This is a genomic window from Ottowia pentelensis (assembly GCF_964341695.1).
The window spans coordinates 3181686-3196366 of record NZ_OZ224513.1 but is presented as its reverse complement, the minus strand read 5'-3'; the positions used below and the strand labels follow the sequence as shown (position 1 = coordinate 3196366).

11 protein-coding genes and 1 tRNA gene are annotated in these 14681 nt (G+C 69.6%); 2 read left to right on the top strand and 10 right to left on the bottom strand.

What is annotated here, in order from left to right:
• Positions 1–19: 19 nt before the first annotated feature.
• From ACWHMB_RS15380 to ACWHMB_RS15340, 9 genes are all read right to left on the bottom strand, one after another.
• Positions 20–1255 (bottom strand): tyrosine-type recombinase/integrase, encoded by a 1236-nt coding sequence (locus ACWHMB_RS15380; protein WP_377484068.1) that lies wholly within the window; start codon positions 1253–1255, stop codon positions 20–22.
• A gap of 175 nt (positions 1256–1430) precedes the next feature.
• Positions 1431–1505 (bottom strand) — tRNA-Arg (locus ACWHMB_RS15375).
• Between the two features lie 126 nt (positions 1506–1631).
• Positions 1632–5597, bottom strand: coding sequence for a translocation/assembly module TamB domain-containing protein (locus ACWHMB_RS15370; protein WP_377542678.1), 3966 nt, complete (start codon positions 5595–5597; stop codon positions 1632–1634).
• Complete coding sequence (locus tag ACWHMB_RS15365) at positions 5597–7462, bottom strand: autotransporter assembly complex protein TamA (RefSeq protein WP_377484063.1); 1866 nt, start codon at positions 7460–7462, stop codon at positions 5597–5599. Before ACWHMB_RS15365 ends, ACWHMB_RS15370 begins: the two co-directional genes overlap by 1 nt.
• A gap of 338 nt (positions 7463–7800) precedes the next feature.
• Complete coding sequence (locus tag ACWHMB_RS15360; protein WP_377516397.1) at positions 7801–8301, bottom strand: IPTL-CTERM sorting domain-containing protein; 501 nt, start codon at positions 8299–8301, stop codon at positions 7801–7803.
• A 332-nt stretch (positions 8302–8633) separates the two neighbouring features.
• Positions 8634–9821 carry a vWA domain-containing protein gene (locus tag ACWHMB_RS15355; protein ID WP_377484059.1) on the bottom strand — a complete coding sequence of 396 codons (1188 nt, stop codon included), beginning with the start codon at positions 9819–9821 and terminating at the stop codon, positions 8634–8636.
• Positions 9822–9839: 18 nt separating this feature from the next.
• On the bottom strand, positions 9840–10442 hold the full coding sequence (locus ACWHMB_RS15350; RefSeq protein WP_377484057.1) for a GNAT family N-acetyltransferase: 603 nt from the start codon (positions 10440–10442) through the stop codon (positions 9840–9842).
• A gap of 28 nt (positions 10443–10470) precedes the next feature.
• Positions 10471–10683: a hypothetical protein gene (locus ACWHMB_RS15345; RefSeq protein WP_293223495.1), complete on the bottom strand. Its 213-nt coding sequence runs from the start codon at positions 10681–10683 to the stop codon at positions 10471–10473.
• A gap of 3 nt (positions 10684–10686) precedes the next feature.
• On the bottom strand, positions 10687–11529 hold the full coding sequence (locus tag ACWHMB_RS15340) for an AAA family ATPase (RefSeq protein ID WP_377484055.1): 843 nt from the start codon (positions 11527–11529) through the stop codon (positions 10687–10689).
• Between the two features lie 110 nt (positions 11530–11639).
• Between ACWHMB_RS15340 and ACWHMB_RS15335 the strand changes: the two genes are divergently transcribed.
• On the top strand, positions 11640–12308 hold the full coding sequence (locus ACWHMB_RS15335) for a c-type cytochrome (protein ID WP_293223499.1): 669 nt from the start codon (positions 11640–11642) through the stop codon (positions 12306–12308).
• A 184-nt stretch (positions 12309–12492) separates the two neighbouring features.
• Here the strand turns inward: ACWHMB_RS15335 and ACWHMB_RS15330 are convergent, their stop codons facing one another.
• Positions 12493–13437 carry a LysR family transcriptional regulator gene (locus ACWHMB_RS15330; protein ID WP_447648580.1) on the bottom strand — a complete coding sequence of 315 codons (945 nt, stop codon included), beginning with the start codon at positions 13435–13437 and terminating at the stop codon, positions 12493–12495.
• 228 nt (positions 13438–13665) lie between these two features.
• On the opposite strand from ACWHMB_RS15330, the gene ACWHMB_RS15325 reads away from it, so the two are divergent.
• The gene (locus ACWHMB_RS15325; RefSeq protein ID WP_377484051.1) at positions 13666–14664 is read left to right on the top strand and encodes a Bug family tripartite tricarboxylate transporter substrate binding protein; all 999 of its coding nucleotides are present in this window, start codon (positions 13666–13668) and stop codon (positions 14662–14664) included.
• Positions 14665–14681: the final 17 nt, after the last annotated feature.

The window sequence follows — 14681 nt, the reverse complement described above, 5'->3', positions numbered from 1 at the left end:
CGCTGGGCCTGCCGGTTTCTCACGCGCGCAGCGGGATCACGTCGCCACCAGCGCGCAGCTTGTCCAGATAATCGGCCCACTTCGCCATCATGTCCCGGCGCTGCGCCATGTATTGCGCCCGGTCGTAGGCCATGCCCAGCGGCCCGCTTTTGCCATGCGCCAATTGGGCCTCGATCACGTCCGGGGCAAAGTTCAGGTTCTCGACGATCAGTGTTCTCGCCATGGCCCGGAACCCGTGGGCGGTCATGGTCTCGTTGTCGTAGCCCATGCGGCGCAGCGCCGTGTTCACCGTGTTCTCGCTCATGCACCGGCCTTCACCCAGCAACGAGGGGAACACGTAGCGATGGTGGCCCGTCAACGGCTTGAGGCGGCTCAGGCACTCGACGGCCTGCGGGGACAGTGGGACAAGGTGCGGGCGCCCGCTGATCTTGGCTTGCTTGCGGCGCTTCATCTTGACGGCGGGGATCGTCCATAGCGCCTGCTCCAAATCCACTTCGGCCCATTCCATCTGCCGAATCTCGCCAGGACGCTGGAATGTGTAGGCCGACAGCAGCAGCGCCTCGCGCGTGACCGGACTGCCTTTGTAGATGTCGATGTCGCGCAGCAGGTGCCCGGCTTCGGGCGGGGTCAGCACGGCGGCCATGTGGCGCACCAGCACGGCCTTCAGGGCGCCCTTGAGCGGGGCGGTAGGGTCGTTGGTGGCCCGCCCGGTGGCGATGGCGTAGCGGAACGTCTGGCCCGCATACTGGCGCATACAGTGGGCGGTTTCGTGCTTGCCTTGCTTTTCCGCGCGGCGGATGGTGTCCAGCATCAGCGTCGGGGGAATGTCCGCTACAGGCAGGGCGCCAAGGTAGGGGAACAGGTTCAGCTCCTGCATCCTCAGCCATTTCTCAGCGTAGGCGGCGCTCCATTCGCGCTCCTTGTGCTGGCGGTACTCTCTGGCGACGGCCTCATAGGTGTTGCCGCTGTTGACCCTGGCCGTGGCCTTGTCCATGCGGCGCTGCTGAACAGGATCGGTGCCCGACGATTGCAGCTTGCGGGCATCGTCGCGGGCAAGGCGGGCGGCTTTCAGCGTGACCTCGGGATAGCTGCCCAAGGCGAGCCGCTTTTCCTTGCCGTCGATCCTGAACTTCCAAAACCAGCGTTTCGAGCCGGTGGTGGCCACTTCCAGATACAGGCCCCCGCTGTCGGTGAAGCGGGCGCGGGGCTTGTCTGGTGGGCAGACAGCGTTTTGGCAAGCAATGTTTGTCAGCATGATGGGGAACAAAAAAGGGGAACGAAACCGAAACTGGCCTCGTTCCCCCGTTTGTACCCCCAAGCGGTGCGCGATTCAAGGGCGCTACATGGTGGCTTGTGGCGGCTTAAATGATCTAACTATTTGATTCGCAAGCCACATTTGACTGAATATGGCGGCTCATGAAATTTATAAATGGCGCCCCCGGCAGGAATCGAACCTGCATCTGGCGCTTAGGAGGCGCCCGTTCTATCCATTGAACTACGGCGGCGGGGTGGGGGCATTGTATCGGCGCGTGGGCGCGGGGCCGTGGCGCCGTCGATCCTGAAATCGTAGCTGCCCGCGCTTGATGGGCGGGCGCTGGAGGCCTGTTTGACTACAAATCGGTGCAGCCGGCTCAATCGAAGGACAGCCGGTAGATCAGGTCCAGCGCCGCGTTTTCGCCGGCTTGCGCGCGCAGGCTCCAGCGGCGCGACAGCTCGTAGAAGATCAGCAGCGCGCCACTGGTGCCGGCCAGGCTGTGCTGGTAGGCGGCGTACAGGCGCTCGGACAGGCGCTTGCCCAGCGTGACGCTGGCGCCGCCCACGCTGCCGTCGGGGCTCGCGCTGTCGCTGCCGCGCGCAAAGCTCAGCTCGTCCAGGCCGAAGCGCGCCGCCAGGCCGCGCCCCTCGCGCCCGCCCAGCAGCGCCACGGCGGCCGACTGCAGCATGGCCGATTCGGCGCCGGTGGCGGGCGCGGCGCGGCCCAGCAGCAGCCAGGCCAGCGCCTGGTTGTCGGGCAGCGGCGGCTCGCTGTACAGGCGCACGCGCGGCAGCAGCGCGCTGCCGGCCACCTGCACGCCCACGCGCTGGTCGGCGGTGAAGATGGGGCGCAGGGCGACGATGTCCAGGCGCGGGTTGTCGACCGCGCCGCTGAAGCTGATGGCGCCGCGCGCGATGTCCAGGTTCTGGCTGTAGGCATGAAAGCGCCCGCCCACGGTGCGGATGGTGCCGGCCAGCTGCGGCGGCGTGCCGATGGGGCCTTGCGCGCTCAGCTGCAAGCTGCCGGCCAGGCGCGTCTCCAGGCCCTGGCCGCGCACGCGCAGGTCCTCGCCCATGTCGAGCTGCACCCTGGCGTCGACCGTCAGCGGCGATGCGGGCGGTGGGGCTGCGGCGGGGGCGCTGGCGGCGGTCTTGGCGCCGTGCACCACCACGTCGCTGCCCAGGCTGGGCGCGCTGTCGTCGGGCAGCTCGATGCGCCCGCGGTCCACGCGCAGGTCGCCGCCCACGGTGATCTGGCGACCCGCCAGCGCGGCCTGCACCTGACCCGAGACGGTGAGGTCGCGGTCGGCGCGCACGCTGGCGTGCAGGCGCGTCAAGGTCACGTCCAGCCGGGCCTGCGCGCGCCCGTCTTGCCAGCCGGCCGCGCCGCTGGCGCGCAGCGTGCCGCCGGCGTCGGCCGGCGCGCCCTTGCCGCCGTCGGGGCCGTGCAGCAACAGCTCGTCGACGATGAGCTGCGTGCCGTCCAGCCGCGCGCGCAGGCGCCCGCGGCCGAGCGCGAAGCCGTCGACCACCGAGCGCAGGGCCAGGTCGTCGGCGCTGAGCGTGCCCGTCACCTGCGGCTGCCCGCGCGTGCCGGCCACGCGCACGTCGGCCGCCAGCGCGCCGCGCAGGCGCCAGCCCGGCGGCGCCAGCGCCGACCAGGCGGCGATGCGCGGCAAGCGCGCCTGCAACTGGCCGCCCAGCGGCGCGCTGGCGGGCCAGCTCCAGCGCGTGCCGCCCTGGCCGTCGGGCGCGGCCGACAGCTGGGTGCGCAGCTCGCCCTGCGCCTGGCCGGCCTCGGCGCTGTCCCAGTCCAGGCGCGCGGTGACAGCCGGGCCGTCGCTGGCCAGTTGCAGGCGCGCCTGACGCAGGCCGGCGGGCACGCGGGCGGCGAGGCCCGTGTCGGTGTCGCGCGCCACCAGGGTCAGGTCGCCGCTGGCGCGCGCCAGCTCGGCGCGCAGGCGCAGGCGGTCGTCCCAGTTCAAGTCCCACTGGCCATCGAACAACAGCGCGCCTTCGATGCCGTAGTCGGCCAGCTTGACGCCGGCCAGGCGCTCGGCCCATTGCAGCGGCAGGCCAGTGAGGCGCCCGGTGCTGGCCAGTGCGCCGCCCTGCCAGCGCAGCGGGCCCCAGTCCAGCCGCGCCTGCTGCACCGGCGCGGGCGAGGTGAGCGTGAGCGCGCCGGCCGACAGCTGCAGCGGCCCGCGCGCCGCCGCCACGCCTTGCAGCGTGAAAGGCTGCGCGCTGGCCAGCTGCCAAGCGCCGGCGCCCAGCGCCGGGTCGCTCACTTTGGCCTGCAGCTGCTGCAGCTGCAGGCGCCACGTGGATGCGGCCAGCGTGGCCTTGGGCGTGCTGCGGGCCAGGTCGGCCGCGGCCTGCAGCTCGATCTGGCGCGGGCCCTGCTGCAGCGCGCCGCGCAGGGTGGCGTGGGCCTGGGCCAGTCGGCCGTCGAGCGTGAGTTCGGCGCCCTGCAGCTGCCAGGGTGCGGCGTCTTGCGCGCGCTGCGCCTGCAGGCTGGGGGCGCTCAGGCGGGCGTGCAGTTCGGGGTCTTGCCAGCCGCCGTGCCAGCGCGCCTGCAGCGTGGCGGCGCCGCGCGCCTGCAGGCCGGCCAGCAGCGGTGCGGCGCCGGGCAGGGTTTGCGCCCAGGCCAGGGTGCGCGCCGCATCGCTGACGTCGAGCTGGGCCTTGCCCTCGCCGCGCGTGGCGCCCAGATTGCCCTGCACGTGGGCCTGCAGGCCGGGGGCGGTGAGCGTGAGGTCGGCGCTGCCGCTGGGCGCGCGCCGGTCGAGCAGGTGCAGGCGCGCGTTGCCGGCCAGTTGCGCGCTGCCGGCACGCATATCCAGCTGCTGCAGCGTGAGCCAGCCCTCGGCCCAGCGGCCGCGCGCGTGGGCGCTGCGCAGGTCGAGCGCGCGCAGGCCCTTGGCGGGCGCGGCGGGGGCCGGCCGGGCCTGCAGCGCCAGCGTGAAGTCCAGCGCCGCGCCCTGGCCCTGCAGCTGCGTGGTGCCGCCGATGGGCGCAGCCGCCAGCTGGCTGTGCAGGCGGGCGGGGTCGATGTCGGCGGCGCGCGCGTCGAGCTGCCAGCGCGCGTCGGCGGCGCTGGCCCAGCGGCCGCTGGCCTGCAGCGTGCCGCCGGCCAGGCGGGCCTGCAGGCGCTCGATGGTGGCGATGCCGTCCTGCCACTGGCCGTCGGCCTGCAGGGCCTCGACCGGCAAGCGCTGGTGGTCCCAGGGGCCGGCGTCGGCGTTGCGCAGATCGGCGGTGATGCGCCAGCCGGGCGCGCCGGCCAGCGGTGCCAGCTCGGCCTGGCCGCTCAGCCGCGTGTGCGGCGCACTGGGCCAGAAGGCGCGCGCGTCGATGGCCTGCAGCCGGACTTGGGCCTCGGGCAGGGGCTGGGCGGCCCAGGGGGTGATGCGGGCGCTCAGCTGCGCCTGGGCGCCGTCGGCGTCGGCGGGCAGGGCCAGCGGGGTGTCGGCGGCGGGCAGGGCGGGCAGCGTCGGTGTGGCCGCGTCGGCGGCGGCCAGCGCCACGGCCTGGGCTTGCAGCTCGGCCAGCGGGCCGTGCAGGCGCGCCCGCAGGCGCAGCGCCGTGGGCGCGCCGCCGCCCGGCACCTCGGTGCGCAGCGCGCCGGCCAGGGCCACATCGAGCGGCATGGGGGCCTGGGCGCCCAGCGTGGCGCGCGCCTGGTAGCGCCCGTCCTGAAAGCGCGCGTGGCTCAGATCGAGCGTGTGCCGCGCGCCATCGAAGGCATAGGCGCCCGCCACCTCGTGCAGGCTCAGCGCCGGCGGGCCGGCCCAGGCCAGTTCATCGACCCGCAGGGCGTCGATGCGCACGTGCAGCGGCAGGCCGAGCGCGGCCGGTGGCGCGCCGGTGGACGGGCTGGGCGGGCGCTGGTCGTCGATGCGCACGCGCGCGGCCGCCAACTGCTGGATGTGCAGCGTGCGCCGCAGCAGCGCGGCCGGCGCCCAGCGCAGCGTGGCGTCGTCGATGTGCACCTGCAGGCCGTCCTGCCGCCATGCCAGTTGCCCCGCGTGGCCGCCGTGCAGCAGCGAGCCGCTGACCTGCTGGCTGCTCAGTGGCCAGCGCGCGCCCACCCACTGCAGCGTGCTGGCCAGCGAGCCTTCGCTGCCGGCCCAGTGCCACAGCCAGCCCAGGCCGCCGGCCAGCAGGGCCAGCCCCAGCACGGTACCCAGCGCCGCCGCGCGCGCGGCGCGGCGCCACGGGTGATGGCGGGTGGGTGCGGCGGTATCTGAGCCGGATTGGCCGCTGGCGCCTGTCGAATCAGCGCCGGCAGCTATCGAATCAGGAGTATCTACCGAGGTGGCAGGAGGCGGTGCGGCGGCCATCAGAAGTTGAACCCCACGCGCATGTGCAGGCGCACTTCATGCGACTGCAGGCCATAGGCCACATCCAGCTCCATCGGGCCGACGGGCGTGATCAGGCGCAGGCCGGTGCCCACGCCCCAGTGGGCGCGCAGGTCGCTGGCGTGGTTGGCCACGCTGCCGACGTCGACGAACAGCACGTGCTCCAGCAGGCCGGGCCAGCGCTGCTGGGCAATGGGGCGCTGCCATTCGACGCTGCCCAGCGCCATGAGGCGGCCGGGGCCGACCCAGTTGCCGCCCAGCGGGATGCCGATGCTGCGATAGGCATAGCCGCGCACGGTGGCGTCGCCGCCGGTGCGAAACAGCTGCGTGGCGGGCAGGCGCGCCTGGCGCGCGCCGATGACGGCGCCGCCCTCGGCGCGCAGCGCCAGCCGGCTGTCGCCCGCGCCCAGCGGCACCATGCCCAGCCAGCGCCCCGTCAGGCGCGTGAAGGGCTTGCGCACGCCCATGGTGGTGACGCCCGCGCCGATCTCGCCGCTGAGGCCGTAGCCGCGCGTGGGCAGGGTGGGCGAGTCGAAGTAGCGCCCGGTCCACGCGGCGTTGAGGCTGAGCGCGGCGCCGTCGCCGACCAGCGCGTCGGGCGCGACCACGCTGGCCGCGCCGGTGACGTTGGCCTGCTCGTACTGCACATAGACGTTGCGGTCGAAGCGCGGCCCGCTTTGCAGGCGGCCGGCGCGCAGGGTTTGCGAGGTGGTGACGAGCGCGCCGTCGTCCTGTCGCATGTGGCGCGCGAACAGCGCGGTGCGCCAGTGGTCGGCGTCGGGCAGCGAGTGCAGCTCCAGCTGCACCAGCGGCGCCTTGCGGTCGAGCTGCAGCGTGGTGTCGCTGCGCCAGCTGCTGCCCAAGGCCGTGTTGTCGCGGTGCTCCAGCGACAGGCGCGGGCCGCTGTCGGTGCTGTAGCCCACGCCCAGCTGCAGCTTGTGGCGCTTGGCCTCGGTCACGGTGTAGGTCACGGGCGCGGCGGCGGCGTCGCCCTCGGGGTCGATGGTGATCGAGGCGCCGTCGTAGTAGCCGCTCTCGGTCAGGCGCTGCTGGGCGTCGACCAGCGCCTTCTGGTCGTACGGCTGGCCCGCCTGCAGCCAGGACAGGCGCTCGGCCAGCTCGGGCGGGTAGCGGCTGGCGCCCAGCACGCTGGCCGTGCCCAGGCGAAACAGCGGGCCCGAGTCGAGCTGCACGTGCAGCCGCGCCTGCGCCGCCGGGGCGTCGATGTCGGCCTGGCTGGCGGCGATGCGCCCGCGCGGGTAGCGCTGGGCCAGCAGCTGGCGCAGGGCGTCGGTCTTGGCGTCGGACCAGCGCTGCTGCGTGAAGCGCCGGCCGGCCGGCAGGCTCCAGCCCTCCGTGATCGCGGCGCGCTGCGCCTGCGCGTCGGCGTCCGCATCGTGGGCGATGTCGCCGGCGAAGTCCAGCTCCACCTGCCGCACCGTGGTGGCCGGGCCCGGCTCGATGGCGATCACCACCGTGGGCCGCGCGCCGGCGGCGCCCTCGCGGCGCACCTGCACGCGGGGCGCGAAGTAGCCCTCGGTGCCCAGCAGCTCGCGCGTGTCGCGCTCGGCCAGGGCCATCAGGCGCTCGAGCTCGAACGCGTCCAGGTCGCTCACCGCGCGGTAGCGCCGCAGGCTGTTGAAGCGCTCGACCAGCTGGCGCAGATCGGCGTCGGCGCAGTCGACACGGATGTCGAAGGCGGGCGCATCGACCGCGGCCGACTCGGTGCCAGAAGGGCCGGCCGACGTGGCCGCCGCGTCCGTGGCCGCGGCGTCGCCACCCGGCAGCAGGGCGCAGCCGGGCAACAGCAGGGCCAGCGCCAGCCACAGGGCGGCGCGCAGGAACATCGACCGGAGGGGTTGCACAGGCACCGGGCGAGTTTAGGGGGGCTTCGGGTTTCGCCTTGGCAACCGGGCCCCCGCGTGATCGGCTTGTGCAGGACGCTCGTATCACCTGGGCGATGCAGGTCGAATCGAATCGAACCGTGCCTCACGGCCGCGCCTCGGGTCGGGAGGGGCAGGGGACAGGACACGGCAACCCCGAGCGCGGTCCTTGTGCGCGGCCCCGGGTTTTACGCCTCCGTCAACCTGCCTGACATGCCTCTGTCCAGACCTGCCAAGGACTAGGCTTGCGTCCCTGGCGAATCGGGCCTGTCGGCTTGTTGTAGAGGTGCGACAGCCCAGCCTCAGGCTTTGCGCAGTCTGCGCATGCCGAGCCCAGCGGCAGCTAGGCACAGCGTGAGCAAGCTCCATTGCCCCAGGGTTGGCACCGATACGGGCGCCACGGGGGCCAAGCGCCAGACATAGTTCGTCTGACCTGAGTTGCACCAGTCCGCGACGTACGCGGACCGGGCGGTGCCCGCGCCCCCGGGGACGGCGTATCCAGGCGGCGCATCATCAATACGAGCGGTTTCGGGAAACACGGCGCATCCAGTGCCCCATGTGCTGTAGTACGCCGTATGGGTGATGGTGCCTGGATTAGTCGTGCTGGGATTGATCGAGATGGCGTAATCAGAGGCCGAGCCGCCAAACAGCAGTGCTGCAGCTTCCTGCCCGGAATAGACGGGCGGGTTGGTGCCCCAGGCTGGACCGTCTTGCACGTGAAAACTGCCGACATAGGTTTGCGCGGACGCGACGCCTGCCACCAGCATCAGGGCAAAAGGCATAAGTACGCGAACTGTTTTCATTGACATGTCCCCCATTTGGTATTGTTTAAAGAGATTGAATTATGGCAAGTGACGTGTCAAAAGCAACGATTTAGCCCGTCGTCAACGGCTGTGCGTTGTAATGCCGCCATTTGAGCGGATGACCGGTGTTTGGCAGCTCTAGGGTTTTCCCTTTGAATGATGCTGCGTGCCGAGCGCATTGGCGCCGCAACCTCGGCGAATGCGCGTTCAGGAGTTTGGACGACAGACGGCTTGTCGATGGTTGAAGCACTGCGCCGAGACGCCGTAGGCCGTCGGACGCGGCAGTGGCAACAGTTCCGTGGGCGTGGCGTTTGAGTAGCGCCAGTGGGCGGCTATTTGCTCAGCATCCGCATCGCATCCTCCAGCCCCTTGAGCGTGAGCGGGAACATGCGCTGGCCCATCAGCTGCTGCACGATGGCGATGCTCTGGCGGTATTGCCACACGCCGGGCGGCTCGGGGTTGATCCAGACGAACTTGGGGAAGGCGTGCGTCAGGCGTTGCAGCCATTCGGCGCCGGGCTCTTCGTTGTTGTATTCGACGCTGCCGCCGGGCTGCAGGATCTCGTAGGGGCTCATCGTCGCGTCGCCGACGAAGATCAGCTTGTAGTCCTTGTTGTACTTGCGGATGATGTCCCAGGTCGGGAATTTCTCGGCAAAGCGGCGGCGGTTGTTCTTCCACACGAAGTCGTAGACGCAGTTGTGGAAGTAGTAGAACTCCAGGTGCTTGAGCTCGGCCTTGGTGGCCGAGAACAGCTCTTCCACGCGCTGGATGTGCTCGTCCATGGTGCCGCCCACGTCCATCAGCAGCAGCACCTTCACCGCGTTGTGGCGCTCGGGCACCATCTTGATGTCGAGCCAGCCGGCGTTGGCGGCGGTGCTCTTGATGGTGTCGGGCAGGTCCAGTTCCAGGTCGCTGCCGGTGCGCGCGAACCGGCGCAGGCGCCGCAAAGCGACCTTGATGTTGCGCGTGCCCAGTTCCTGGCTGTCGTCGTAGTCGCGGTAGGCGCGCTTTTCCCACACCTTGACGGCGCTCTTGTTGCCGCCCTTGCCGCCGATGCGCACGCCCTGCGGGTTGTAGCCGCCGTGGCCGAAGGGGCTGGTGCCGCCGGTGCCGATCCACTTGCTGCCGCCTTCGTGGCGGCCCTTTTGCTCTTCCAGGCGCTTTTTCAGCGTCTCCATCAGCTCGTCCCAGCCCATCTTCTCGATGGCGGCTTTCTGCTCGGGCGTGAGTTCTTTCTCGAGCACCTGGCGCAGCCAGTCGGCCGGGATTTCCTTGGTGAAGTCGGTCAGCATCTCGACGCCCTTGAAGTAGGCGGCGAAGGCGCGGTCGAACTTGTCGAAGTGCTTCTCGTCCTTGACCAGCGCGGTGCGCGACAGGTAGTAGAAGTCGTCGATGGTGCAGGCGTCGGGCTGGCGCGGGCCGACCACGTCGGCCTGCAGGGCTTCGAGCAGGGTGAGAAATTCCTTGACCGACACGGGCAGCTTGGCCGCGCGCAGCGTGTAGAAAAAGTCGATCAGCATGATTTCGGCCTCCAGCGCTTATGGGGTCTGCGCACGGCGCTTCAATAAATAGAGCAGCTGCGCCCGCGCCTCGGGCCACTCGGCGGCCGTCATGCTGTACATCACGGTGTCGCGCACGGTGCCGTCGCGGCGCAGCGCGTGGTGGCGGATCACGCCGTCCTTCTTGGCGCCCAGGCGCTCGATGGCGCGCTGGCTGGCGAAGTTGTAGTTGTCGGTGCGCCAGCCCACGACCTGGCAGCCCAGGGTGTCGAAGGCGTGGCCCATCATCAGCAGCTTGCACGTGGTGTTGACGTGGCTGCGCTGCACGCTGTGCGCGTACCACGTGTAGCCGATCTCGACGCGCTGCACGGCCGGCAGGATGTCGTGAAAGCTGGTGGAGCCCAGCACGCGCGCGCTGGCTTCGTCGACGACGGCAAAGGCAAAGCGGCTGCCCTGCTCGCGCATCTGCAGGGCGGTGTCGATGTAGGCGCGCGTCTGCTCGGGTTCGGGCACGCTGGTGACGCGGATGTTCCACAACTGGCCGTCGGCGGCGGCGGCGCGCAGGCCGGCCTCGTGCGCCGGCGCCAGCGGCTCCAGGCGGATGCCGCGCTCGCTCAGGGTGACGGGTTGGACGAAGCTCATCGGCGGGCTCCTGGCTGGCGGGCGGGTCTCAACCCGCGTCGCGCGCCTGGCGCCAGCGGCGCGCGGCGCCCAGGCCGATGCCGCCGCCGAGGCCGATGGCCGCGATGCCGAGCACGCTGGCGTTGCTGTGCAAATCGCGCAGCACGTCGATGCCGGCCGCGCGCGCCAGCCAGTAGCCGGCCAGCGCGCCGCCGACGAAGCCGACGACGTCCGACAGGATCTTGACCAGCAGGGCGGGCATGGCTCAGCGGTTGCGCTGGTTCATGAACACCAGCTTCTCGAACAGCGTGGTGTCCTGCTCGTTTTTCAGCAGCGCGCCGACCAGCGGCGGCACCGCCACCTTGTCGTCCTTGCTGTGCAGGGCCTCGGCGGGGATGTCCTCGGCCACCAGCAGCTTGAGCCAGTCGAGCAGCTCGCTGGTGGAGGGCTTTTTCTTCAGCCCTGGCAGGCCGCGCACGTCGAAGAACACCTTCATGGCGGCGGCCAGCAGGTCCTTCTTGAGGTCGGGGAAGTGCACGTCGACGATCTGCTTCATCGTCTCCGGCTCGGGGAACTTGATGTAGTGAAAGAAGCAGCGGCGCAGAAAGGCGTCGGGCAGCTCTTTTTCGTTGTTGGAGGTGATGAACACCACCGGGCGATGCCTGGCCTTGATGGTCTCGCGCGTCTCGTAGCAGTGGAACTCCATGCGGTCGAGCTCGCGCAGCAGGTCGTTGGGAAACTCGATGTCGGCCTTGTCGATCTCGTCGACCAGGAGCGCCACCGGCTCGTCGGCCGTGAAGGCCTGCCACAGCACGCCCTTGACAATGTAGTTGTGGATGTCCTTGACGCGGTCGTCGCCCAACTGGCTGTCGCGCAGGCGGCTCACGGCGTCGTACTCGTACAGGCCCTGCTGCGCCTTGGTGGTGGACTTGATGTGCCACTGCAGCAGCGGCAGCTTCAGCGCGCTGGCCACTTCCTCGGCCAGCATGGTCTTGCCGGTGCCCGGTTCGCCCTTGACCAGCAGCGGGCGCTTGAGGGTGATGGAGGCGTTCACGGCAAGCATCAGGTCTTGCGTGGCGACGTAGGAATCGGTGCCCTGGAATTTCATGCTGAATGGTGGCCTGTGGCGGTCATGGGGAGATGGCGTTCAGCGGGCGGATAAGCTTGATTACAATCGGCCGCTGATCTGGATCAAACAACATGGATTGTGCGCGCAAAATGAAACCGAACCTGTCCCCGATGTTCGCTGCCCTCATCGCCGCCGCCGGCCTGGCGACGACCGCCCAGGCCCAGGTCACGGGCAACGTCGAGGCGGGTGCGGGCAAGGTGGCGATGTGCATCGGCTGCCACGGCATCACGGACTACAAGACCAACTTCCCCGAGGTCTACCACGTCCCCAAGATCGCCGGCCAGAACCCCAAGTACCTGGAAGCCGCGCTCACCGAGTACAAGAAGGCCAACCGCAAGCACCCCAGCATGCGCGGCATCGCCGGCTCGCTGACCGAGCAGGACATGGCCGACGTGGCCGCCTATTACACGGCGCTGGGCGAGGTCAAGGACGCGCCCGAGGTGCCGGCCACGCCGCGCGCGGCCCGTGCCGACGTGGCGGCCCTGCTGCAAAAGGGCGCCTGCGTGTCCTGCCACGGCGAGAACTTCAACAAGCCGATCGATCCGGCCTACCCCAAGATCGCCGGCCAGTACCCCGACTACCTGTACGCCGCGCTCACGGCCTACAAGGACGACACCCACGCCACCTGGGGCCGCGGCAACCCCATCATGGCCGGCATGGCCAAGCAGTTCACCAACGCCGAGCTGAAGGCCATCGCCTACTACATCGGCTCGCTGCCGGGCGACATCCGCACGGTGCCGCAGGGGCGTTTTCGCTGAGGGCGACGCGCTCAACCAACAAGAAACCCGCCGCTGGCGGGTTTTTTGTTGAGGCGTTCGAATTACAAGTTAAACGGGCCTGTGGCCCCGTCGATCAAGCGCGGAAAGCTATCAATAAAATAGCTGACTCAATCTCGCGTGGCACGCCGGCGCACGCAGTCCAGATCAGGCGAGGGCGAGAGCTTCAGGGATTGCGACCGGCTTCGGTGGCTGCTGAGTTGGCGCCGGCATCCGAAAAAATCTCGACCATGGCCTTGCGCAGCCAGCGGTTGGCCGGGTCGTTGTGGGTTCGCTCGTGCCAGAGCATGCCGATGTCCATGACCTCAACGTCGAATGGCAGCGGGAGAAACACGATACCCGTCAGACCGCCCTGGAACACGTCGATCTGGGCCGGCACGGTCATGATGTGACGGGTCCGGCGCACGATCAGTGGCCCGGCCGAGATGTTGGGCAGGCGGACGGCAATCCTGCGCTGCAGTCGGGCCTTGCCCAAGGCCTTTTCCACCACGCCCGGACCGCGCCCCGGCGGTTCGACGACCACATGCGTGGCAGCCAGGTACTGTTCGAGCGAGATGCTTTGCCGGATGTCGGGGTGGTCGGCGCGCAGCATGCAGACCTGCGGTGTCGTGAACAGGACCTGGTGGTGAAAGCCGCCGTACAGCGTGGGCATGTAGCCGACCGCGAGGTCCGCCACGCCATCGGCGAAGGCCTTGGGGTAGCCGTCCATCGGCAGATGCAGCACGTCGATGCCGATGGACGGCGCGTGTTCGCCAAGGTACGCCAGCAGCGCCGGTAGGTAGGCGGTCTGGCCGACGTCGGTCAACAGCAGATTGAAGCGGCGCTCGCTCGTGCGCGGGTCGAACGGCGTGGCATGGCCCAGGCTTTGACGGACCGACTTCAGCGCCTGCTCCAGTGGCTCGATCATGGCCTGGGCCACGACGGTGGGCGCCATCGCGCCGCTGGAGCGCACGAACAAGGGGTCGTTGCAGAGGCTGCGCAAGCGCGCCAGCGCGTGGCTGACGCTGGATTGGGTCAGGTGCAATTCCCGACTGGCCTCGGTGACGTTGCGATGCTTGGCAATCGCCAGGAAGACGCGGATCAGGTTGAGGTCGAAGTTGTCGAGGTTCATCGGACGAGGGCGCGTCGATGCCGGTGCGAGCGCCATCAGTATGAAATCAGTTCATTTTACGGATGATGATTATCAATTGGACACATGAATCCGTGATCTCTACGATGGACTTCCATCCTTGCGTTCGATGCCCATCTTGGGCGTACAGGCGCATCGTGGTTCCTTCTTGCGGTCGCCTCCCGTGCCGGGCGGCCGTTCCATCCGTCATCCATCCGCAGGAGACAAACCGTGTTCATTCGGCAACGCCTTGCATCTTTCACCCGCCGTGTCGGCCAAGCGGCCGTCGCCGTCGCCGCTGTGGCGGCGCTTCCCGTCGCGCTCGCGCAGCCGGCCGACTGGCCCAAGGGGCCCATCACTTTCGTGGCGCCGTTCTCGCCCGGCGGCGGCGGCGACACCCTGACCCGCCTGTTCGCCAACGAGTTCAGCAAGGTGCTGGGCACCACCTTCATTGTCGAGAACCGGGCTGGCGCGGGCGGCAACATCGGCACCGCCTGGGCGGCCAAGGCGCCGGCCGATGGCAACACCATCGTGTTCGGCACCATGGGCACGATGGGCACCAACCACGCCCTCTACAAGAAGCCGGGCTATTCGATCAACGACTTCGAACCGGTGGCGCTGATGGGCACCACCGCGCTGGCGCTGGCGGTCGCCAAGGACTCGCCGTTTCACAGCGTGGGTGACATCATCGCGCGCGCCAAGCAAAAGCCCGGCGAAGTGACCTGCGCCTCGGGCGGCAACGGCACCGTCTCCCACCTGGCCTGCGCCCTGCTGCAGCAGATGACCGGTGCCCAGTTCAGCCATGTGCCGTACAAGAGTTCGTCGGCGGCCTACATCGACATGATGGCCGGTCGGGTGTCGTTCATGATCGACGTCATGCCGCCGCTGGCGCCGCAGCTCAATGGCGGCAAGTTGCGTGCGATCGCGGTGTCGACCAGGCAGCCCCTGGCGGCGCTGCCGGGCACGCCGACCATCGCGGCGACGGTGCCGGGCTACGAGATTTTTTCGTGGGACGGGGTGTTCGCGCCCAAGGGCACGCCTGCCGCGCGTCTGGACAAACTGCACGACGCCGTGAACAAGGCGCTCGCGCAACCCGAGTTCGTGCAGACCATGAAGGAGCGTGGCTACACGCTGACCCCGATGTCGCGCCAGGAATTCGCCGACTTCGTGAAGAAGGAATACGTGCGCATGGGCGACGTGGTCCGCAAGATCGGCATCACGCTCGATTGAAGAACAAGCGAAGGATG

Coding starts and splice junctions, on each gene's coding strand:
- ACWHMB_RS15380 (WP_377484068.1), bottom strand. CDS start 1,255: ATGCTGACAAACATTGCTTGCCAAAACGCTGTCTGCCCACCAGACAAG.
- ACWHMB_RS15370 (WP_377542678.1), bottom strand. CDS start 5,597: ATGGCCGCCGCACCGCCTCCTGCCACCTCGGTAGATACTCCTGATTCG.
- ACWHMB_RS15365 (WP_377484063.1), bottom strand. CDS start 7,462: ATGTTCCTGCGCGCCGCCCTGTGGCTGGCGCTGGCCCTGCTGTTGCCC.
- ACWHMB_RS15360 (WP_377516397.1), bottom strand. CDS start 8,301: ATGAAAACAGTTCGCGTACTTATGCCTTTTGCCCTGATGCTGGTGGCA.
- ACWHMB_RS15355 (WP_377484059.1), bottom strand. CDS start 9,821: ATGCTGATCGACTTTTTCTACACGCTGCGCGCGGCCAAGCTGCCCGTG.
- ACWHMB_RS15350 (WP_377484057.1), bottom strand. CDS start 10,442: ATGAGCTTCGTCCAACCCGTCACCCTGAGCGAGCGCGGCATCCGCCTG.
- ACWHMB_RS15345 (WP_293223495.1), bottom strand. CDS start 10,683: ATGCCCGCCCTGCTGGTCAAGATCCTGTCGGACGTCGTCGGCTTCGTC.
- ACWHMB_RS15340 (WP_377484055.1), bottom strand. CDS start 11,529: ATGAAATTCCAGGGCACCGATTCCTACGTCGCCACGCAAGACCTGATG.
- ACWHMB_RS15335 (WP_293223499.1), top strand. CDS start 11,640: ATGAAACCGAACCTGTCCCCGATGTTCGCTGCCCTCATCGCCGCCGCC.
- ACWHMB_RS15330 (WP_447648580.1), bottom strand. CDS start 13,437: ATGAACCTCGACAACTTCGACCTCAACCTGATCCGCGTCTTCCTGGCG.